This window comes from Saccharibacillus alkalitolerans, from assembly GCF_011090185.1.
GTDB classification, from domain to species: Bacteria; Bacillota; Bacilli; order Paenibacillales; family Paenibacillaceae; genus Saccharibacillus; species Saccharibacillus alkalitolerans.
This window is the reverse complement of sequence record NZ_JAAFGS010000001.1, coordinates 38,526-60,009: the sequence shown is the minus strand read 5'-3', so window position 1 is coordinate 60,009 and position 21,484 is coordinate 38,526. Positions and strand designations below refer to the sequence as shown.

The following is a 21,484-nucleotide window of genomic DNA, read 5'->3' as shown; positions in this document are numbered from 1 at the left end:
TTACATCTTTTTCAGTTCCTCTTTAGCGGCCGCTGCCGAGCAGCCGGCGCACCCTCTGCGCTACCGCGCCCATCGATTCCGTAATCAGCAGATCGGCACGGCTGTCGTACGGAGTCGGCGTTCGGTTGAGCAGCGCCAGAGGTCCGCCCGTGAACATGCCGACCAGGCTGGCGGCCGGCTGGACGGTCAGCGACGTGCCGCCGACCAGCATCAGATCGGCTTCTTCGATCGCCCGTACGGAAGCTTCAAGCACGTTCGAATCCAGCATTTCTCCGTACAGGACGACGTCCGGCTTGATCGCTCCGCCGCAGAGCTTGCAGGCGGGGACTCCGTCGCTGTTCATGACGGTGCCTAGTCCGTATTTCGCCCCGCATTCCGTGCAGGTATTGCTCAGCACCGAACCGTGCACTTCCAGCACCCGGCGGCTGCCCGCCTTCTGATGCAGCCCGTCGATGTTCTGCGTGATGACCGCGTTGAGTTTGCCCTGACGCTCCAGATCGGCCAGCAGCCGGTGCATGTCGTTCGGCTGCGCCTCCCGGTACACCATTCGTTCCCGGTAGAACTTATAGAAAATTTCCGGCTTTCGATAAAAGAAATCCCGGCTCAGCATTTCTTCCGGCGGATAGGGGAATTCGTCTTGTCCGCTCTCGTAAAGGCCTCCGACCGACCGGAAATCGGGAATCCCGCTCTCCGTCGAAGTGCCGGCTCCCCCGAAAAAGACGACGGTATCGGCGTTCCCGATCCAATCCGCCAGCACTTCCGCGCTGTCTCTCTCCATACGCTCTCCTCCTTCGCATTCGTTCGGGGCCCTCTGCCCGGCGCCGGCGGTCCGTCCGCCCTCTAGTCCGGCAGGGATCCGCTCAATCGGCCGACGTTTGAGCGGAAACCGCCAGCTCGTCGTAACCGGCGATCACGTAATCGGCAGCATCCAGGTGGCCGCGCGGCCCGCCGCCGGGCGCGATGCCGATCGCCAGCGCCGCTCCGGCGCGCCGGGCCATTTCCATGTCGGAGCCGCCGTCGCCGATAACGATCGTCCGCCGCGGCTCCGTGCCCAGCCGGCGGCAGGCCTCCAACACGAGATCCGGCGCGGGTTTGCCCTCCCGTACACGGTCACGTCCGCTGATGCAGTCGAACAGCCCTTCCAGCCCGGCCCAACGCAGATGCTTGACGGCGGAATCCGTCGTATCCGAAGTCGCCACCGCAAGCCGTATGCCCGCGCCGCGCGCCTGCTCCAGCAATTCGCGCAGCCCCGGCAGGGGGCGTACGGGTCTATCCTGCTCCAGACGCTCCTCCGCGGAAGCCGCGAAGTTTCGCACCGCGTCCACGCTCTCGTGCCACGGCAGCCCGGCGCCGTACAGCTGCCAGGCCAGAACGCCGATCATCTCTTCGGCGGTGGCCAGCGCAAGGGGCCCTGCGCGGTCGTAGTCGGCTATGCGGCCGTCAGGCCCCCGCTTAACGCCGAATGTCCGATCCGCGCCGCCCGTCCAGCTTCCTCCGGCTTCGAGCAGCTTATGCTCCGTCTGCCGCAGCATGTCGTCCGCCCAGCGTCCCCAGAGCTCCATGAAATCGAGCAGCGTGCCGTCTTTGTCGAAGACCAGCGCTTCGCAGGCGAAAGTTCGCCCCTCTACGGTCAGCTCGCCCATACTATCCCTCCTTTAACCAAAAATCGGGGCAATTCGCGGAAACCGGACGAAATTCGCTCGGGCTTTCGGACCCGATTTTTGACGATTACTCGGCTGTTGCCGGAATAGCGTTCAGCCAGGCCTCCAGCAGATCCGTTGTCCGCTCGCGCTGTTCGGTTTCGGAGATCGAAGCTTTCCCGTCCCCTTTTTGCTCGCCGTAGCTGCCGAACTGGGCATGGTTCCCTCCTTCGATCACTTCGTACTGCGCGCTGCCCGGCAGATAAGCCCGGCCCGCTTCATAACTTTCGCGGTTCAGGACGTTGTCCTCGGACGCCGTGATCGACAGAGCCGGCATCTGCGTGCCGCTCAGATCCCCTTTGCCCTCCGCATACGAAGCGAGGAAGAAAATCCCCGCGATGTCGCCCGGATGCTCCGATGCGTAGCGGGCGGCAAAAGGTCCTCCGAGCGAATGTCCGCCGATCGCGAAAGTCTCGTCCGGATATTTGTCCCGTACTTTCTCCGCTTCGTTTTGGCCCAGAAAGGCGAAGTTAAACGGCATTTTGACGACAAAAACGTGATGCCCGTTTTCTGCCAGAGCTCGGGCGAGAGGCGCGTAAGCTTCCGGTTTCACGCGTCCGCCGGGATAAAAGATCACCCCGGGCTGCTTCGCGCCTTCCGCCGCCGCCGGCCTGAATTCGATCCAATCGTCCGTCTGCGATACGGCCGCGGCATCGTCGCTCTTCATGGCGGCTTCCGCTTCCGCGGACGGCTTGTAAGGCGTTCCCGCGTACACGGCGGCCGCCGCAAGCACGATCAGCAGAACGACGGCGACGATGAGGAAGAAGAGTCGGCTTTTCCGGCGCGGTTGTCCGCCGCCGCGCCGTCCTCTCCGTCTGCCGCTTTCGAACGGCCGGATCGGCGATCTTGTTCCCGTCAACATAAAAAAGTCCTCCTCGCTTGCTTTCTTGTTCCGTATCCTCCGGGTTTCCCGCAGCAGCGGTCCAAGGGCCCGATACGGACTTTCCCTGTCTCATTATAGAGAAAGTCCGACGGTCCGGCAAAGTCGTCCTCCGCGAATCCCGGCATAAAAAAGAAGCCCGCGCCTCGGGACGATGGAATTCGCGCGGACTCCCGTTTTCGTTCAGTATCCTTTTGCCCGGCGATACGCTTCCGTATACTGCGCCGCCTTATCGCGTATTTTCGACATGTCGCCGGTCTTCAGCGCTTCGCTGGTCAAATCCGAACCGATGCCGACCGCCACCGCTCCGCCCGCGATCCAGTCGCCGAGATTGTCGACGGATACGCCCCCGGTCGGCATCAGGTTGGCTTGAGGGACCGGTCCTTTGAACGTTTTGATGATGGAAGGTTCGAACATATTTCCCGGGAAAAGCTTCATCACGTCCGCGCCCAGTTCAAGCCCCTTCAACAGATCGGAAATGGTCACCACACCCGGCATGACGGGAATCCGATACAGGTTGCACAGCTTGATCGTATCTTCGTTAAGGGCTGGCGAGACGACAAACTGCGCTCCGGACATGATGGCCATGCGTGCCGTATGCGGCTCCAAAACCGTGCCGGCTCCGATTACCGCAAAACGCTCCGAATCCATCGGCGCTTCCGGGTTATAGATCCGGCTCAGTCTTTCGATCGCCTGAAGCGCGTTGGGTACCGTCATTGTAATTTCGATAATTTTGACGCCGCCGGCGATTGCCTGCTCCGCCATCTCCACGACCTGCTCCGGGGAATCTCCGCGCAGAACCGCCACCACGCCGCAGTCGAGAATGCGCTGCAGCACTTTGATCTTTTTCATTCGCTTCCCATTCCTCTCCGAATTCCGGCCGCGTGCGGCGAATACGGCCGACATTTTGGCATACGCGATTTTCCGCCGCCTGTACCCGCTTTCATTGTGAGGCAAGCCCGTTTGCAGTGTCAATGAAAAAAAACGAAAAAACACCGATATGAACGTTCATTTCTCTCGGAAGAATTGGAAAAACAGAAAAGCACCTAACAAAATGCGGCGGTTCGTTACGCTGCGATCGTGCGAATCAAGGTCGTTTCGACAGTCCATCGCCGCATGTTCGAAGCGGTTTTGCCCGTTTGCGCCTCCCGAAGCGAAAATCAAGGGAGCGGAGCGAAAAAAATGTGCATGCTCACCAACCCGCATGACTGCAAGGATTTGGAAAGAAAACCTTTCGTGGTGGGGCTTTTTTAAGCTTGCTCGGCGTTTCATCGCAAAAAAGCCGTGGTAAATAGTTGGTGCACGCGGCAATAACAACTACTGAGGAGTGATTGAGATGGCGAACAGTCAGTCGGGCAACAAGAAAATGAGTCGCGAAGAAGCCGGTCGCCTGGGCGGCGAAGCTACTGCGAAAAAGCACAGCCGGGAGTTTTACCAGGAAATCGGACGCAAAGGCGGGAAAGCCACGGCCAAGTCGCACAGCCGGGAGTTCTACCAGGAGATCGGACGCAAAGGCGGAGAAGCGACTTCCAATTCCCACGACAAAGACTTCTATCGGGAAATCGGACGCAAAGGCGGACAAAAGTAATCCGCTGCTCGAACAATCTTCCGGATTGGTCCCCAAACCCTTCGCGCGCTCCAAGCGAAAGAGCCGAAATAACGTTCGTCAGCGTGTTCGGCTCTTTCGCCTGGACGCGCTTTTTTTGCTGCGCGGAGATAAGCGGAGGTCGGCCCCGTCCATTTTTTAAGGTTTGGTAGGGCCTGTACGCAAACTTAACGACGTACATCTTTGGCCGCCTTCGAAGTTTGCGTGCACGCCCTAGTAAAAAGTAACGGCATATGTTAGACTGGTTAGAAATTTAGCTTCATTTTTGTCTTATGCCTTTGCTTTGACGGGCAAACGCGCTAAAGCGCTCATTTCAATCATCGTTTTGGGGGGAAAGTCATCATGGCACCAAAGAAAATGCGTTCCGACATGATCAAAAAAGGATTTGACCGCGCACCGCACCGCAGCCTGCTGCGTGCGGCCGGAGTCAAAGAAGAAGATTTCGGCAAGCCGTTTATCGCGGTCTGCAACTCTTATATCGATATCGTGCCGGGTCACGTGCACCTGCAGGAATTCGGCAAGATCGTGAAGGAAGCGATCCGCGAAGCCGGCGGCGTACCGTTCGAGTTCAATACGATCGGCGTCGACGACGGCATCGCCATGGGCCATATCGGCATGCGCTATTCCCTGCCAAGCCGCGAGATCATCGCCGACTCGGTGGAGACGGTCGTCTCCGCGCACTGGTTCGACGGCATGGTGTGCATTCCGAACTGCGACAAGATCACGCCGGGCATGCTGATGGGCGCGCTGCGCGTCAACATTCCGACCGTGTTCGTCAGCGGCGGACCGATGAAAGCCGGCAAGGACAAAAACGGACGCTCCATCTCCCTGACTTCGGTCTTCGAAGGCGTCGGCGCGCATCAGGTCGGCAAAATCGACGACCAGACGCTGCTGGAGCTCGAACAGTACGGCTGTCCGACCTGCGGATCGTGCTCGGGCATGTTCACCGCGAACTCCATGAACTGCCTCGCCGAAGCGCTCGGCCTGGCCATGCCGGGCAACGGAACCATCCTCGCCGTCGCTCCGGAACGCCGCGACTTCGTTCGCCAATCCGCGACGCAGCTGATGGAACTGATCAAGCTGGATCTGAAGCCGCGCGACATCGTGACGGTCGAAGCGATCGACAACGCCTTCGCGCTGGATATGGCAATGGGCGGATCGACCAATACGGTTCTGCACACGCTGGCTCTCGCTCAAGAAGCGGGCATCGAATATCCGATCGAACGCATCAACGAAGTGGCGAACCGGGTTCCTCACCTGGCCAAGCTCGCTCCGGCATCCGACTGGCATATCGAAGACGTGCATAACGCGGGCGGCGTCAGCGCGGTATTGAACGAGCTGCTGAAAAAGCCGGGCGCCCTGCACGCCGACCGGATTACCGTAACGGGCAAGACGATCAGAGAGAACGTCGAAGGTCAGGAGATCCAAAACACCGAGGTCATCCACAAGATCGATAACCCGCATTCCGAGCGCGGAGGCCTTGCCGTTCTGTTCGGCAATCTGGCTCCGGAAGGCGCGATCATCAAAGTCGGCGCGGTCGACCCTTCGGTCGGCGGCTATCACAGAGGCCCGGCCATCTGCTTCGATTCCCAGGAAGAAGCGCTGGAAGGCATCGCGAAAGGCCGGATCAAGGAAGGCCACGTGGTCGTCATTCGCTACGAAGGACCGAAAGGCGGACCCGGCATGCCGGAAATGCTCGCTCCGACGTCCCAGATCGTCGGCATGGGTCTCGGCGCCAAAGTCGGCCTGATCACGGACGGGCGTTTCTCCGGCGCATCGCGCGGCATCAGCATCGGCCATATTTCGCCGGAAGCGGCGGAAGGCGGACCGATCGCGTTCGTGGAAGACGGCGACTTCATCGAACTGGATCTGAACAAGCGCACCATCCAGCTGGAGATCAGCGACGAGGAATTTGCCGCCCGCCGCGCGAATTGGCAGGGCTTCGAACCGAAAGTCAAAACCGGCTATCTGGCCCGCTACTCCAAGCTCGTCACCAACGCCAGCATGGGCGGAATCATGAAAATCTGATTCTCCCTCGGAAGCGGGCCGGCAGAAAAAGGACCGGCAGTCCCGCTATCGCGCGATTCCGACGGCACAAAACGAAAAGGACTTCGAACCGCGCTTTTTCGGCGGGAGTCGAAGTCCTTTTTTTACCACGTTTTCTTCATGCTCGGGGGTTCGCTTCCGGTTAGCGTACCGTGGCCGCTTCCGCGCTTTTTCCGTCCGGGCGCACGAGCGGCATTGCGCTTTCCGCCTGAGTTTCCGCCGCCAATCCTTTGACCTCGGGCATTGCGCTTTCTTGTTGAACGGATTTTCCGCGCCCTTTGCGCTTATCCGCTTTGAAATCCCGGGTCAGCATCGTCTCCATCGGCATCACCATCACTTTGGGCACCAGAAACTCGCTCTGTTCATGCAGACGCGCGCTTCCCAAAGGATGGATCGCCCATAACAGCAGTTTCAAATAAAGGCGGGTAGCGCGCGCAAACAGACCGTCGGGCATATCGTAAATCCGGAAGCCGAACTGTTCGGGCCCCCGGTTGACCATGCTCACCGCGTAAACCGCTTTGGCGCGGCGCAGCTCGGGATCTTTCCGGATGTACTCCGCGATCCCCGGGAAGCTCTGTTCCGTTCCGCGGATCATGAGAATGGCCAGCTGTACCGCCGAACGGGAGCGGCTGCCGAATTCGAACAGCATTTTGTTGTCGAAATGCAGTTCCACGATCCGATCGCCCTTGACCAGCATTTCGCCGTTGCCCAGATCCAGCGGGCGGCCCGAATAACGGGTAGGACGAAAATGATAAAGCGGCGCGTTCTCGGCTTCGCGCAGACGGAATACGAAGCGGAAACCCCGTTCGTAGATCAACCAACCGCCAACCAACAGTTTTTTGAGCGGAGAAATTTTTCCCATTTCTTTGACACCCGCTTTCTTGGTCGTTTCCATCAGCCGTTCGATCGTCACGCTTTTCAAGCCTTTGCCGTATGCTTCTTCCAAAAACCGTTCCAGTGCGCGCAGCATATTTTCCGGCGCCTTGTCGTTCGCTCCGAGCGTCGCGCCGCAGTCGTGCAGCACCAGCACCTCGCCGCCGCGCATTTTGCGCCGCATCCGCTTGAGCAGGCGTTCTTCGCCGAGCCGTTTGCGCCAATCTCCGAAAATGCCCGACCAGAGCACGAGCCTCAGTTCCGTCCGGCCGACCAGATCGAACAGATTCACGATCCCCCAGGGCGGACGGTAATAGACGGCGCGCTGCCCCGTCACCTTTTCGATGACTTCGTTGGTCCGGTTAACCTGCTTGCGCACAGACCCGGGCCACATCAACCAATTGGTCCGATGTACATAATTATGAATCCCGATCGCATGTCCCTCGGCCTGCATGCGCTCGAGCAGCTCGGGATGCTGTACCGCATGAGAGCCCACAACAAAAAACGTCGCTTTAGCTTCGTACCGCTTTAGCAGATCGAGCAGCTGCGCCGTATACCTCGGGTCCGGCCCGTCGTCAAACGTCAGGGCAAGTTCCGTTTCACTTTTTCCTTTGCGAAAAGCCCGGAAACCGAAAATCCGGCTGATCAACCCCGGAATGAATGCGTAAAAAGAAGATAAGTAAAATAGCCATATCAGCAAGGTCGTTTCCATTTCCGCTCTCCGTTTCTCTCTGTTTGAAGTCCGAGCAAAAGTTCGCTTGTTCTATTGCTCACCGTTATCCCTTTATTTTATCATAGGAATCAATCGAATCAATGCCAAAGTGCGGGCTTCCGCCGTCCGGCATGTTCACGAAGGAGCGTATTCATGATCTCGTTGTACCGAAAATATTGGCGCACGGCTTTCGACATTGCCCTGATCATCCTGACCGTCTATCTGGTCATGCTTGCGTTCAGCTGGCTGTACGGCATCGCCGCCCCCATTTTCCTGTCTCTCGTCGTCTATCTCGTTATCGAACCGTTCGCCCGCTTCCTGAATCGGAGAAAAGTGCCCAAGCCGCTTGCCGCCGCGATCTCGGTACTGGTTTTCGTGCTGATCATTCTCGGGGCGCTGTTCGGCGCGGGTCTGATCTTCGTTTCGCAAATTGCGCGGCTGACGGATAACCTGCCCGAATATACGGCGATCGTGCAGCATCATTTCGCCAATCTCACCGAGTTTTTGCACAATGAGCTCAACGCGCTGCCGGCCGGTACCGTGGAAAAAGCCAACGAATATTTCGCGATGTTCACGGATCAGCTCACCGTTTGGCTGAAATACGCGTTCGCGCATGTGCTGGCGTTCCTGACGTCGTTCTCCAGCTTTATCGTCAGCTTCACGCTGTCGATTATTTTGGCTTTCTTCCTCAGCTCCGAAATTGTTTGGTGGAAGAAGATCGCAGGTGAGAAAACGCCGAATACGCTGAAGACGGCGTTCGCCTTTTTGAAAAATCACGTCTTTCGTTCGATCGGCTCTTATCTGAAAGCTCAAGCGATTCTGGTCTTCATTACGTTCGTCATTGTCTACGCGGGACTGCTGATTCTGAGGGTGGACAATGCCTTCGCCATTTCGATCGTTTCGGCGCTGTTCGACATCCTGCCGCTGCTCGGCGTTCCCGCCATTTTCATTCCGTGGGTCGTCTACCTGTTTATCGTCGGCAACACCGGCCTTGCGATCGGGCTCATCGTGCTGCTTGCCGTCGTCATGCTCACCCGCCAACTGCTCGAGCCGAAGATTGCGGGCAACTCGATCGGCATTTCTTCCGCTTACCTGATGCTGTCGTTCGTGCTGATCTCCACGTCGCTGTTCGGAATGGCCGGTCTCGTGCTGGCCCCGATTCTGCTGATCCTGATCAAAGAACTGCTTCAGCAGGGCTATCTGCAGCGCTGGATCCGCATGCCGCAGGAGGAATTCGCCGTCCATCCGCTGAGTCCTTCCGGTCCGCAGCCGGCGGCTTCCGCCGATCCCGCCGGGTCGCCCGCTCCCTCTTCCGCCGTGCCGCCGTCCGATCCGAATCTGCCGGATTGACAGCCTTTCTCCCTCCTTAACACCCGAGACGCTTCCGACCCGGAGCGTCTTTTTTCGCTTTTCGCCGACGAAAGCCGGATGAAGGTTCGATGAAGGAAGCCCAAGCGACGTTTTAACGATTGAACCACCGGGTAAAGGGTTGACGTATGCCCATTTTATGTAAGTTTGCACCTCCATTATCCGAGCGATGGGAAGGGGACTTCAAATGACCGACGAACAGAAACCGAAGACAGGCAGCGAGCAGGAAGACAACATGACCTTGACCACCCGGCAGGGCCATCCCGTACGCGACAATCAAAACGTGCGCACGGTAGGCAGCCGCGGTCCGACGACCTTGGAGAACTATCAGTTCCTGGAAAAGATTACCCACTTCGACCGCGAACGCATCCCGGAACGGGTCGTTCACGCACGCGGAGCAGGCGCTCACGGCGTCTTCACCGCATACGGCAAAGTCGGCGACGAGCCGGTATCCAAGTATACCCGCGCCAAGCTGTTCCAGGAAGAAGGCAAGGAAACGCCGGTGTTCGTCCGCTTCTCGAGCGTTATCCACGGCGGGCATTCGCCGGAGACGCTGCGCGACCCGCGCGGATTCGCCACCAAGTTCTACACGGAAGACGGCAACTGGGACCTCGTCGGCAACAACTTGAAAATTTTCTTCATTCGCGACGCGATCAAATTCCCGGATATGATTCACGCGTTCAAGCCGGACCCGATCACGAACGTGCAAAGTCCGGAACGCTTTTTCGATTTCGTCTCGCTCAGTCCGGAGGCGACCCATATGGTCACTTTCGTCTACTCGCCTTGGGGCATTCCGGCCAACTACCGGCAGATGCAGGGCTCGGGCGTCAACACGTATAAATGGGTCAACGCGGAAGGCGAAGCGGTGCTGGTGAAATACCATTGGGAGCCGCTCAAGCAGGGCATCAAAAACCTGACGCAAAAAGAAGCGAACGAAATCCAGGCCACCAACTTCAACCATGCCACGCTCGATCTGTACGAAGCGATCGAACGCGGCGATTATCCGGAGTGGGAGCTTTGCATCCAGATCATGGAAGACCACGAGCATCCGGAACTGGATTTCGATCCGCTCGACGATACGAAGCTGTGGCCGCCGGACAAGTTCCCGTTCCTGCCGGTCGGCAAAATGACGCTGAACCGCAATCCGGAAGATTATTTCACGGAAGTGGAGCAGGCGGCGTTCGGCACGGGCGTCCTCGTCGACGGGCTGGACTTCTCGGACGACAAAATGCTGCAGGGCCGCACATTCTCCTACTCCGACACGCAGCGTCACCGGGTAGGCGCGAACTATTTGCAGCTTCCGATCAATGCGCCGAAAACGCATGTGGCCACCAACCAGAGCGGCGGCCAGATGCAGTACAAAGTGGACCGCGCGCCGGGGCAGAATCCGCACGTCAATTACGAACCGTCCTCGATGGGCGGCTTGAAGGAAGCGCCGAAGCCGGGCAAAGACCATGAGCCGGAATACCACGCCAAGCTGGTTCGCGCCCCGATCGATCGCCCGAATAACTTCGGTCAGGCCGGCGACACGTATCGCTCGTTCGAAGACTGGGAACGCGACGAACTGATCGCCAACCTGGTCGACGCCCTGTCGCAGTGCAAACCGGACATTCAGGAGCGGATGATCGACTACTTCACGCAGGCCGACGCCGATTACGGCCGACGCGTAGCCGAAGGTCTGGCGTCCGCCAAACCGGAAGACGCCGTCAGCGGCCAGGCGAACCCTGATAAAGCCGTCGAGCAGTCCGAGGAAAAAGGCAAAGAAGCCGGCCCTTATTAAGCCGAGTTTTGTCAAAAAGTTTTTATTTTCCACATCAAAAAGAGCTTCGGACCTCGGTCCGAAGCTCTTTTTATGCTTTCCCCTCTCCTACCCGCCAAATGGGGAAGGTGGAGGGTGAAGTCCGTGAAGAAGCGATAGCGTTCGCCTTTGTAATCGGAACGGATTTCACCCGGAACCTCAGCACGTTTGATCATACCGTGAATTTCGAAATCGACTCCTTCAATTCGTTCGAAGCGTTGCTCAGCTTGGCCGACAGCTCGACCAGACGCACGCCGACATTCTGCTGCTCGCTGCTGAGCGAAGCCACTTCCTGGGAAGTTGCGGAAGACTGCTCGGCGACCGCGCTGACGCTTGCCATCGCTTCGGCCATCGTCGTCTGCGCGCGGCCCAGTTCGCCGATGGAAGCCGTTACCCCCTCCAGCTTGCCGGAGAACTGCTCCATCTGCTCCTGTACGGAGTCGAAAATTCCGCTTGTTTGTTTGACCGCATGCACCTGATCCTGGAACATCGGATAGACGGTCGACAGCGTACGGACCGTCTCTTCCATCTCCGACTGGATGTTATCGGTAATCTCGCCGACCATGTCGATCGATTCGCGCGAGCGGCTGGCCAACTGCCGGATCTCGCCGGCTACGACCATGAACCCTTGCCCGGCCGCGCCGGCGCGGGCTGCTTCGATCGTGGCGTTGAGGGAGAGAATGTTGGTCTGCTTCGTAATGTTCTGCATGACGTCAAGCACTTTCATGACCGAAGCGGTGCTTTCTTTCAGCGCATCGACTCTCGTCACGAGCGAGCGGACCATGTTTTCCGTGCCGCCCGTCTGGGTCAGCAGCTTGTCCAGATGCTCCGTTCCCTGGCGGCTGGCCGTTTGAACTTCCTTGGCGGAGACGTCCATTTCCAGGTTGGCGGAGACGACTTTTTCCATCCGGCTGCCGATCCGTTCGGTCAATTCGGTGCTCTTCTCCGCTTCCTGCGCCAGGCTCGAAGCGCCGTTGGCGATTTCTTCCGTCGCGATCGCTATCTCGCGCGCCGATATCGCCGTCTGCTTCGAGGCTTCTTCCAGTTCGCCGGCCGTGTCCAGCACCTGCTGCGCCGTATCGGTCGTTTGGCGGATCAGATCGGTGATCCGATCCATCATTCGGTTAAACGCCGTCGACAATTCGCCGATTTCGTCCTTCGAGCGATAGTCGCTCCGTACGCTCAGATTGCCCGTCGCCCCTTCCTGCATCAGCCCTTTGAGAAGCCCCAGAGGATGACCGATCATCCGAATAATCCACACGCCGATGACTGCGGCAACGAGTACGGCCACCACTACGAAGATCACGATAAGAGTCAGGATGCCCGAAGCTCCCGACAGCAGGTATTCGACCGGAACGGTCCCGATCAGCTTCCAGCCCGACGTTTCCATTGTATTGTAAGCGGCCAGTACGTTTTTGCCGGACTGCTTGGCTTCGAATTTCCCGCTGTCCTGCATTTCCCGATCCGCGAAACTAAGCGCTGTCGGCTGTCCTTCCGTTCCTTTTACATCCGAAGCGATGCTTGTCCCGTCTTCGGAGATCAACTCGATATGACTGCCGTCGCCGAGCGTCACGGAAGTCAGCTGCTCCTCCAGCGTTTTGACATTGAGCTGCAGGGCGACGATGAACTTGGCGCCGCTGCCGTTCGTTGTGGACATCAATCTGGCCAGCGTATAGCTTCCCCTGGCGGCGTCCGTCGGAACCCACATTACGTTTTTCTTGCCGCCCGTAAGATCGGCGTACCAGGAAGCCGCACGAATGTCTTCGGGCGTCGGCACCTGACTGCCGGCCGTGAAGAAGTTGTTCGACGCTTCGTCGGTCGGCAGGAAGTAAATGGCCTGCAGTCCGCTGGTCACGTTCACCTGATTGCTGAGCGAGTCATTGATTTGGCGAACGGCCTGGAACCGTTCGAATTCGGTTGTGCCCCGCTGCAGGTTGTTAATCGCGCTTTCGATCTCCGGGTTGAAGAAAATTTGTGTCGAAGCGTCCAAATAACGCTGCAAAATGATGTCCATCTTTTGCGAAGTCTGAATGATCGTCTGCTGGTTCGCCGATGCCGCGTTTTCCTTGATCGTATCCCGTGCCTTCACGTAGGAGAGAATGCCGAGCGACGACACGAAGACGACCATGCTGACCAAGAAAATCAGGAACAGCCTTACGCCGACCGACTTGGTCGGATCGAGAGCACGCCAATTTTTGAGCATGCCGACCGGCAAAGAGTCCCATCGGCGCGCGGACCGTTTCGGTCGATCTTTGCGCGTGCCTGTGTTCTTCCTTAAGCGAGACAGAGCGCGTGACGCTTTTTCCTTTAAAGACTTTTTGCTCTGCGCCGAGTCTTCGGAATCATCCCCCAAAGAAGCCGGTACCGTTTTCGGTAACGTTTTCTTTTTGCTGCGCACTTTTTTGCTCTTCTTGTCTTTTTTCAGCAGCTTCAGCGAAGGCTTCCCTTTTCCTTCGATTTTGCCGCCATCCGGCTCGAGTACCGGGTTTTCCCCGTGTTCGCCTTGTTCCTTCGTCATGCCCATGTCCCCACCCGCCAGTCTTTAGAATCAGCGTTGCAACGCCGGACCTTGAGAAAGCGCTCTCCAACTTGTCTATGTACCTACTTTCGTCTCAGAAAAAGCCCGGAATTACAAAATGCTGGATAACTTTATTATCGGCCGAAGCAGGCAAAATGGAAAGCAAAATGAACATTTTTTTTAAAAAAGTTAACATCAAACTAAAACCCTTCAGCTCCGTGAAGGATTTGAAGGGTTTCGTTAGGCCTTAAGACCCGATGAAATAGGGCCTATTATTTCTTTACATTCTTTTTGCGCATCATATCGAAATAGCGCAGCGGATGATCGACTTTGAGCTTGATAAGCTGCATCGGATGACGCGCCGCATCAAGCTCGCTGCCTTCCTCGTCCCAGATCGTGCCGACGGTCTGCTTGAAGAAGGTCCCGTTCGGGCCGAAAAATTCAATTTCCGTTCCCGGTTTGAAATGATTGCGCTGCTGAATGGTCGCGATTCCGGTCTCTTCGTCGTAATCCAGCACGAGTCCCGCGAAATCGTACGGCACCACTTTTTCTTCCGGCTCGTAAATGTGGTCTTCATGATCCGGCGTGTCGTAAAAGAACCCGGTATTCAGCGGACGGTTGGCCGCCTTGTTCAGCTCCTCCATCCATTCCGGTTTCAGCACATAGTTTTCCGGGTCGGCCATATACGAATCGATCGCCTGACGGTATACGTTGACGACGGTCGCCACGTAGTGAATCGATTTCATACGCCCTTCGACCTTGAAGCTGTCGATGCCGACTTCGATCAGGTCCGGAATGGAACCGAGCATGCACAGATCCTTCGAACCCATCGTGAACGCATTGTCTTCCGGCTTGAATAGCGGATTGCCTTCATTTTCGTCCAACTGCTGCTCTTCCGATACCCAATCGTTTCCCGGAGACGGGTTTTCGAACAAGTCGTACTTCCAGCGGCAGGACTGGCAGCAGCCCCCGCGGTTGGAATCCCGGTCGGTAAAGTGGTTCGACAGCACGCAGCGGCCCGAGTAAGACGAGCACATGGCGCCGTGCACGAACGATTCGATTTCGATATCGACGTTGGCTTTGATTTCCGCGATTTCTTCCAGGCTCGTTTCGCGGCCCAGCACGACCCGCGGCAGCCCTTCTTCCTTCCAAAACTGCACGGCCTGCCAGTTGAGCGTCGACTGCTGCGTGCTCAAATGGACTTCGATCTCAGGAGCCGCCGTTTTGGCCGTTTCGACGATAATCGGGTCGGCCGTGATGATCGCCGCGATGCCGGCTTCCTGCAGATTGCGCAGGTACTCGGCAATGCCGTCCAGGTCCTCTTCATGCGCGTAAATGTTGGTGGCGACAAACACTTTTGCCCCGTATTTTTTGGCGAATTCCACGCCTTCTTTCATTTCTTCGAAACTGAAGTTGTCCGCGTTCGAGCGCAGGCCGTACTTTTGCCCGCCGATATAGACCGCGTCCGCCCCGTAGTGCACGGCGAATTTCAATTTCTCCAGATTGCCGGCGGGCGCCAGCAGTTCGGGTTTGTCCAGGCGGTAGCGTTTGCCTTTATGCTTCGGCTTCGGTTGAACCGGCGTTTGTGTCATTTCCACGATGCAATCCCCTTTCCTTTCTCAATACACCTGTTCTTTATAGAAGAATCCGAACGACAGCTCGCGGCGAGGATCCTGCAGTTCGCGGATCTCGTCCAGCCAGGCTTCGTCGAACGCATAGCCTTCCGGGTCCGCGGAAAAGGCGTCGATCGCCCTGCGATACGCGCGCGCCGCCGCTGCGTTATATGCGGGACTCTGCAAAATGCCTTCGATCTTGAAGCTCTGCACGCCCGCCTCCATCAGCAGATGCAGATCTTCCAGAATGCAGATATCGCCGGAACTCATAATATGCGTGCCGTTGGAATCTTCGTAGATCGGGAAGCGCTCGTCGCGCCGCTCCGCTTCGATCAGATACAATCCGCGGGACAACCCCACGTTATCGTCTTCGACCGGTCGGCCCTGATTGGCCATATAGCTGTGCACCAGGCTGCGTTTGGAATGGTAAATGTTCGTCATGCCGTGCACCTGCACCTGGGCTTCGATCTCGAGCGACGGCATCATGCCCGTCACCTCGTCCATATTCAGTTCGCGAGCCAGCACGACCCGAGTCGCGCCGCGGCGTCCCCAGTAATTCGCCGTGCCGTGGTTGGTCGAGGTCATCTCCGCGTTCCAGTGCAGCGGAAGTCCCGGCAGCAGTCGGCGCGCATGCATCAGTACGGAAGGATCGCCGAATTCGATGCCGTCCACGCCGATTTCCCCCATTTTCTCCAAATAACCGGGCAGATCGGGCAGTTTCTCGTTATCCATCAAGTTATTGACGCAGGCGTAAATCTTAATGCCGCGCGAATGCGCAAAGACAACGGCTTCCTCGATCATGTCCGGCGTGAATTCGCCCGGCAGGCGCATTCCGTATTTCTCTTCCCCCAGCAAAAAAGCGTCGCAGCCGGCTTCCGCCAGCGCCTTCAATTCATCCAGTGTGCCGCATGTTGCGAGCAATTCGGGTCTGTATCCCAAAACGGCCACTCCCTTCTTCGACTTCGTCCGGGCATATCCGCCTTCCGGCGGCCTATGCTCCCCATTCATGCATGATCGGCATAAGCCGGCGCAATTATTTGCCGCCGGCCTTGCTTTTCTCGATATTTTTTTCGTGTTCCGCAAACGTTTTGGCGAAGAAATGTTCGCCGGATCCGTCTTTTTTCGTGACGTAGAAGAAGTAATCCGAGGCTTCGGGCTGCAGGGCCGCCTCGATCGACTTCAGGCTCGGAGAAGCGATCGGTCCCGGAGGAAGTCCTTCGTATTTATACGTGTTGTAAGGACTGTCGATCTTCAGGTCCGAATACAGCAGCCGCTCCTTCTGTTCGCCCAGCGCATACTGGACGGTCGCATCGATCTGCAGCTTCATCGGATCGTCCAGCCGGTTATAGATGACGCCGGCAATCAGCTGGCGTTCCGAATCGGCGACCGCTTCTCGCTCGACGAGGGAAGCGACCGTCAACAGCTCGTGCACGGTCAAGCCGCGCTCTTTCAACAGGCTGTCGAAGTCGGAAATCGATTCCAGCTTTTTACGAGTCTCTTGAACCAGACGGCGAACCACGTCTTCTTCCGAAGCGGTCGTTTCGAATTCGTACGTATCGGGGAAGAGATACCCTTCCAGCGCGTAAGTCAGTTTGACTTCGCCCGGAATTTCCCCCGGCAGGTCGTCGGCGAACTTCTCCGGTTCCCGTGCCAAAGCGCGGATCTTTTTGGCGTCCCATCCGCCCTTCTCGCTCAGCCGATCCGCGATCTGCTTGATGGTGAAGCCTTCGGGAATCGTCACTCTGACGGATTCGCGCCGAGCAATCCCCGTTTCTTTCCCGTTCAGGGCGGCGGTGATGCTCTCGTAATCCGAGCCGGGCAGCAGCTCGTAGGTACCGGCTTTGAAGGCCGTGCCTTCGTTTTCCATTTTCAAATAGGCTTTGTACAGGAGAGCGCTGCGGATCAACCCTTCCTCCTGCAGCCGGTCGGCGATTTTCGCCGTTCCGGTTCCTTCCGGGATCTCGAAGGCGACCGGCTGATCCGAAGCCGGCATCGGCTGCATCGAGGCGTATACGAATCCCCCAACCGATATGATCAACAGCAGCAAAATAAACAAAAATACAAGCGGAGCCTTCGATCTTTTTTTGGTTTTCGTCACTCGGGCGCACATCCTTTATCGGTCCTCCGGCGATATTCGGCCGGTAAGCCGCCTATCGCCATGCGTCATCCTTATTTTTGCGCATGGCAAAGCGGACCAGGCTGTCCGGGTCCGCTTGCCTTACCGATTCCCTTACATTTCTTCCGGGAAAGTGAGTTCGTCGAACAGTTCGGCCACGTTTTCCCACTCGTCATCGTCGTCGATCGTCGCCAGTTGAATTTCGCCTTCCGGCGACGTTTCGATCTTGAGAATTTGCACGTCGTCGTCGGCTCCGGCGCTTTCGTTCTGCAAAACCGCGTAAGCGCCGCCGCCTACTTCGAACTCTTTCAAGATTCGGTACGTGACCGACTCGGCATTCTCATCGATCAATTCGACATCCAATCCGTATACCTGCTGCAGCTTGTTCGTGTATACGACCTGACTTGCGGAAAATTCCGTCATCGCTTCTATTCCTCCCCGTCCAATTCGGCAACCAGCGTATTGAAAGTCTCTTCGACGATCTGCCATTCGGCTTCGTCTTCGATCACGTAGAGCTTCAAATCGTCGTCGTCCTCTTCGTAGCGGAACGCATACACTTCGTCCGCTTCCTCGTCATCCGAGTCCAGCGGAACGACCATCATATATTTGCTGTCTGAGCCGTCCACTTCGAATTTCATGATGACTTCGAAGCCTTCTTCCTGACCTTCTTCGTCGGGAATATAAATAATTTCGGGTTCTTCGCCCAAGAGATGGGAATCGTTTGCCATGCCCGTCACCCTTTCACCGGTTTGATTTGGAATCGAGATAGTTTTGCAAGATCAAGCCCGCCGCCATCTTATCGACGACCTGCTTGCGCTTTTTGCGGCTGACATCGGCTTCGAGCAGCGTTCGCTCGGCGGAGACCGTCGTCAGACGTTCATCCCAGAGGTGAACGGGCAGACCCAGCAATTCCCGCAGCGATTCGGCGAACTCGATGCACAGTTCGCCGCGCGGGCCGATCGTGCCGTTCATGTTTTTCGGAAGACCGACGACCACTTCTTCGACTTCGTGCAGCGCCGCAAGCTCGGCGATTCGCCGCATATGCGAATCGTCGTCGCGGCGCTGGACCACTTCAATCCCTTGGGCGGTCCAGCCGAAAGCGTCGCTCACGGCGACGCCGATCCGGCGGTCTCCGTAATCGAGGCCCAACAGTTTCATTGTACGTATCTCCTATCGAAGCTTGGACAAATAAGACCGGACCAGCTCTTCGATCAGCTCGTCGCGCTCCTTTTTCCGGATCAGGCTTCGCGCGTTGTTGTGTCTCGGGATGTAAGCCGGATCGCCGGACAGCAGGTAGCCTACAATCTGATTGATCGGATTGTACTCTTTCTCGACAAGCGCGTCGTACACTGTGAGCAGGATTTCCTCGGCGGAGGTTTCCTCGTCTCCTTGTACATTGAACTTCATAGTCTTGTCCATCGAATCCATGCGGATTACACCTCGCTTCACAAAGCGTCCGCGTGCGCGAGGCGCGCCTTGACGCCTTATTATTGAATCCTACCTATCATATCACACTTTTCCCCGATCAAGAAACGGGGAATCGGGCGATCGCGATCGGCGGAATCAAGCGTTCAGCGATTGTTCCAAAACGGAGACGGCTTTGTCCAGCGCTTCCCGCAGCTTCGATGCATCCTTGCCGCCGGCCTGCGCCATATCCGGACGTCCGCCGCCGCCGCCGCCGCATACGGTTGCGGCTTCCTTGACCAACTTGCCGGCGTGCAGCCCCCGCGCCGTCAGCTCTTTCGGAACGACGACGACGAAGTTGACTTTGTCTTCCGAAGAAGCGCCCAACACGAGCACCGCTTCCGGCAGCTTGACCTTCAGCTCGTCGGCCAGCGAACGCAGTCCGTCCATATCCGAAGCGGATACCGCTTCGGCCAACACCTTCACGCCGCCGACTTCTCGAACGCTGTCGGTCAGCTTGCCCGCTTCGATCGCGCCCAGCTTGCCGCGCAGCGATTCGATCTCGCGCTCGGCTTCCTTAAGCTGCTTGTTCAGTCCCTCGATCCGCTTCGGCACTTCGGCAACCGGCGTCTTGAGCGCGGCGGCCGACTGCTTCAGCAGATCGAGCTGCTCGTCGAGGTACAGATACGCTCCGCGCCCGGTCAACGCTTCGATCCGGCGCACGCCGGAACCGATGCCGCTCTCGCCCACGAGTTTGAACAATCCGATCTCGCCCGTATTGCGGACGTGGCAGCCGCCGCACAGCTCCAGGCTGTAATCGCCGATCTCGACCACGCGCACGATGTCGCCGTATTTTTCGCCGAACAGCGCCATCGCGCCCATCGCTTTCGCTTCGTCGATGCCTTTGTATTCGATCTTGACGTTAACGCCTTTCCAGATCTGCTCGTTCACGCGGCGCTCCACGTCCGCCAGCTCTTCCGGCGTGATGCTGCCGAAGTGCGAGAAGTCGAAGCGCAGACGCTGCGGTTCCACGAGCGAGCCCGCCTGATTGACATGGCTGCCGAGCACTTCTTTGAGCGCTTTGTGCAGCAGGTGGGTCGCCGTATGGTTTTTCTCGATCGCGGCGCGGGAATCGCGCTCCACGCTGGCGCGAACGTCGTCGCCGACATGCAGTTCGCCGGATTCCACTGTCACCTGATGCACGTGCTGGCCGCGCGGCGCTTTGACAAGGCCTTCGACGCTTAACGTGCCGGTAAAGGAAGAAATGGTGCCGACGTCGCTGACCTGGCCGCCGCTTTCCGCGTAGAAAGGCGTCTTGTCGAGAACGACCAATGCGGAATCGCCTTCGCCGACCGACTCGACGATCTCGCCGTCCTTGATCAGTACGGCGATCTTCGCTTCGACGGACGTTTCCGTGTAGCCGACGAACTCGCTGTCTGCTTCCAGCTCGGACAATGCGCCGCCCTGAATGTTCATGCCGCCGCCTTTTTTATGCGCTTCGCGCGCTCTTGTGCGCTGCTCCTGCATCGCCGTCTCGAAGCCTTCGCGGTCGACGGTCATGCCGTGCTCCAGCGCGAAGTCTTCCGTCAGGTCGAGCGGGAAGCCGTACGTGTCGTACATTTTGAACGCGTCTTCGCCGCCGATCATGTTCTCGCCCGCCGCTTTCGCGCGCTCGGCCGTTTCGGTCAGAATCGCCAGACCGTCGGACAGCGTTTTGTGGAACCGCTCTTCTTCGAGGCGAATGACGCGTTCGATCAGCTCGCGGCCTTCCACGATCTGCGAATAGTACACGCCCATCACTTCGCCGACCGTGGCCACCAGTTCGTACAGGAACGGACGGTCGAGGCCGATGACGCGTCCGTAGCGGACCGCGCGGCGGAGCAGGCGGCGGATGACGTAGCCGCGGCCTTCGTTGGAAGGCTGCACGCCGTCGCCGACGGCGAAGGTCACCGTACGCACGTGGTCGGCGATGACCTTCAGCGCGACGTCGTGCTCTTCGCTGACGCCGTACTGGATGCCGGCCATTTGGGCCGTACGCTGAATCATCGGCTGGAACAGATCGGTATCGAAGTTGGAGTTGACGTCCTGCAGGATGGAAGTCAGACGTTCCAGGCCCGCGCCCGTATCGATGTTTTTGTTCGGAAGCGGCGTGTAGCTGCCGTCCTTGTTATGGTTGAACTGCGAGAAGACCAGATTCCATACTTCGAGGAAACGCTCGTTTTCGCCGCCCGGATACATCTCCGGATCGTTCGGGTCAAGCGTGCCGTAAGCGTCGCCGCGATCGTAGAAGATTTCGCTGCACGGTCCGCAAGGGCCTTCGCCGATATCCCAGAAGTTTTCGTCGCCTAGCTTGATGATGCGTTCGGACGGCAGGCCGACTTTTTCGTTCCAGATCTTGAACGCTTCTTCGTCCTCGGCGTATACCGTGACGCTGATGCGGTTCGGGTCGAAGCCGATCCACTGCGGACCGGTCAGGAATTCCCAGGCCCAGGTGATCGCTTCTTCCTTGAAGTAGTCGCCGATGGAGAAGTTGCCCAGCATTTCGAAAAACGTATGGTGGCGGCGGGTTTTGCCCACGTTTTCGATATCGTTGGTTCGAATGCACTTCTGCGAGTTGGCGATTCTCGGATTCTCCGGCTTCACGCGCCCGTCGAAGTAAGGCTTCAGCGGCGCCATGCCGGCGTTGATCCACAGCAGGGACGGATCGTTATGCGGCACCAGCGGTGCGCTCGGCTCGATGTGATGGCCTTTCTGTTCGAAAAATTGCAGCCATTTGGAGCGGATTTCACTAGCTTTCATCGTTCTCGGACCTCCGTTTGAATGGAAATGGAATGGTTGAAAAAACATAAA

General features: G+C 57.8%; 18 protein-coding genes. 4 read left to right on the top strand and 14 right to left on the bottom strand.

The window, feature by feature from the left end:
* Positions 1-22: 22 nt before the first annotated feature.
* The 4 genes from GYN08_RS00255 to GYN08_RS00240 form a co-directional block, all read right to left on the bottom strand.
* Entirely contained in the window at positions 23-778 is a 756-nt protein-coding gene (locus GYN08_RS00255) for an NAD-dependent protein deacylase (protein WP_166271363.1), read from the bottom strand.
* Positions 779-860: 82 nt separating this feature from the next.
* On the bottom strand, positions 861-1,643 hold the full coding sequence (locus tag GYN08_RS00250; RefSeq protein ID WP_166271361.1) for an HAD family hydrolase: 783 nt from the start codon (positions 1,641-1,643) through the stop codon (positions 861-863).
* Positions 1,644-1,728: 85 nt separating this feature from the next.
* On the bottom strand, positions 1,729-2,562 hold the full coding sequence (locus GYN08_RS00245) for an alpha/beta fold hydrolase (protein ID WP_166271359.1): 834 nt from the start codon (positions 2,560-2,562) through the stop codon (positions 1,729-1,731).
* A gap of 201 nt (positions 2,563-2,763) precedes the next feature.
* A complete protein-coding gene (locus GYN08_RS00240; protein WP_166271357.1) occupies positions 2,764-3,432 on the bottom strand; it encodes a bifunctional 2-keto-4-hydroxyglutarate aldolase/2-keto-3-deoxy-6-phosphogluconate aldolase in 669 nt (222 codons plus the stop codon).
* Between the two features lie 484 nt (positions 3,433-3,916).
* Between GYN08_RS00240 and GYN08_RS00235 the strand changes: the two genes are divergently transcribed.
* Both GYN08_RS00235 and ilvD read left to right on the top strand, forming a co-directional pair.
* A complete protein-coding gene (locus GYN08_RS00235) occupies positions 3,917-4,168 on the top strand; it encodes a KGG domain-containing protein (protein ID WP_166271356.1) in 252 nt (83 codons plus the stop codon).
* Between the two features lie 360 nt (positions 4,169-4,528).
* Entirely contained in the window at positions 4,529-6,214 is a 1,686-nt protein-coding gene (ilvD, locus tag GYN08_RS00230) for a dihydroxy-acid dehydratase (protein WP_166271355.1), read from the top strand.
* Between the two features lie 160 nt (positions 6,215-6,374).
* Here ilvD and GYN08_RS00225 read toward each other — a convergent pair whose 3' ends face one another.
* Positions 6,375-7,817 carry a polysaccharide deacetylase family protein gene (locus tag GYN08_RS00225; protein ID WP_166271354.1) on the bottom strand — a complete coding sequence of 481 codons (1,443 nt, stop codon included), beginning with the start codon at positions 7,815-7,817 and terminating at the stop codon, positions 6,375-6,377.
* A 153-nt stretch (positions 7,818-7,970) separates the two neighbouring features.
* On the opposite strand from GYN08_RS00225, the gene GYN08_RS00220 reads away from it, so the two are divergent.
* Positions 7,971-9,167 (top strand): AI-2E family transporter, encoded by a 1,197-nt coding sequence (locus tag GYN08_RS00220; RefSeq protein ID WP_166271353.1) that lies wholly within the window; start codon positions 7,971-7,973, stop codon positions 9,165-9,167.
* A gap of 205 nt (positions 9,168-9,372) precedes the next feature.
* Entirely contained in the window at positions 9,373-10,965 is a 1,593-nt protein-coding gene (locus GYN08_RS00215) for a catalase (RefSeq protein WP_166271350.1), read from the top strand.
* Between the two features lie 190 nt (positions 10,966-11,155).
* On the opposite strand, the gene GYN08_RS00210 is transcribed toward GYN08_RS00215, so the two are convergent.
* The 9 genes from GYN08_RS00210 to alaS form a co-directional block, all read right to left on the bottom strand.
* Positions 11,156-13,501 carry a methyl-accepting chemotaxis protein gene (locus GYN08_RS00210; RefSeq protein ID WP_235945682.1) on the bottom strand — a complete coding sequence of 782 codons (2,346 nt, stop codon included), beginning with the start codon at positions 13,499-13,501 and terminating at the stop codon, positions 11,156-11,158.
* 272 nt (positions 13,502-13,773) lie between these two features.
* Complete coding sequence (locus GYN08_RS00205) at positions 13,774-15,093, bottom strand: peptidase U32 family protein (RefSeq protein ID WP_166273043.1); 1,320 nt, start codon at positions 15,091-15,093, stop codon at positions 13,774-13,776.
* A 27-nt stretch (positions 15,094-15,120) separates the two neighbouring features.
* Positions 15,121-16,053: a peptidase U32 family protein gene (locus GYN08_RS00200; RefSeq protein WP_166271348.1), complete on the bottom strand. Its 933-nt coding sequence runs from the start codon at positions 16,051-16,053 to the stop codon at positions 15,121-15,123.
* 94 nt (positions 16,054-16,147) lie between these two features.
* Positions 16,148-17,212: an endolytic transglycosylase MltG gene (gene mltG, locus GYN08_RS00195; protein ID WP_328802138.1), complete on the bottom strand. Its 1,065-nt coding sequence runs from the start codon at positions 17,210-17,212 to the stop codon at positions 16,148-16,150.
* 132 nt (positions 17,213-17,344) lie between these two features.
* The gene (locus GYN08_RS00190; protein WP_166271344.1) at positions 17,345-17,653 is read right to left on the bottom strand and encodes a DUF1292 domain-containing protein; all 309 of its coding nucleotides are present in this window, start codon (positions 17,651-17,653) and stop codon (positions 17,345-17,347) included.
* A 5-nt stretch (positions 17,654-17,658) separates the two neighbouring features.
* Positions 17,659-17,958 (bottom strand): DUF1292 domain-containing protein, encoded by a 300-nt coding sequence (locus tag GYN08_RS00185; protein ID WP_166271342.1) that lies wholly within the window; start codon positions 17,956-17,958, stop codon positions 17,659-17,661.
* A 13-nt stretch (positions 17,959-17,971) separates the two neighbouring features.
* The gene (gene ruvX, locus GYN08_RS00180) at positions 17,972-18,388 is read right to left on the bottom strand and encodes a Holliday junction resolvase RuvX (RefSeq protein WP_166271340.1); all 417 of its coding nucleotides are present in this window, start codon (positions 18,386-18,388) and stop codon (positions 17,972-17,974) included.
* Positions 18,389-18,400: 12 nt separating this feature from the next.
* Positions 18,401-18,658: an IreB family regulatory phosphoprotein gene (locus tag GYN08_RS00175; protein WP_166271338.1), complete on the bottom strand. Its 258-nt coding sequence runs from the start codon at positions 18,656-18,658 to the stop codon at positions 18,401-18,403.
* A gap of 135 nt (positions 18,659-18,793) precedes the next feature.
* The gene (gene alaS / locus GYN08_RS00170) at positions 18,794-21,433 is read right to left on the bottom strand and encodes an alanine--tRNA ligase (RefSeq protein ID WP_166271336.1); all 2,640 of its coding nucleotides are present in this window, start codon (positions 21,431-21,433) and stop codon (positions 18,794-18,796) included.
* Between the last annotated feature and the right edge of the window lie 51 nt (positions 21,434-21,484).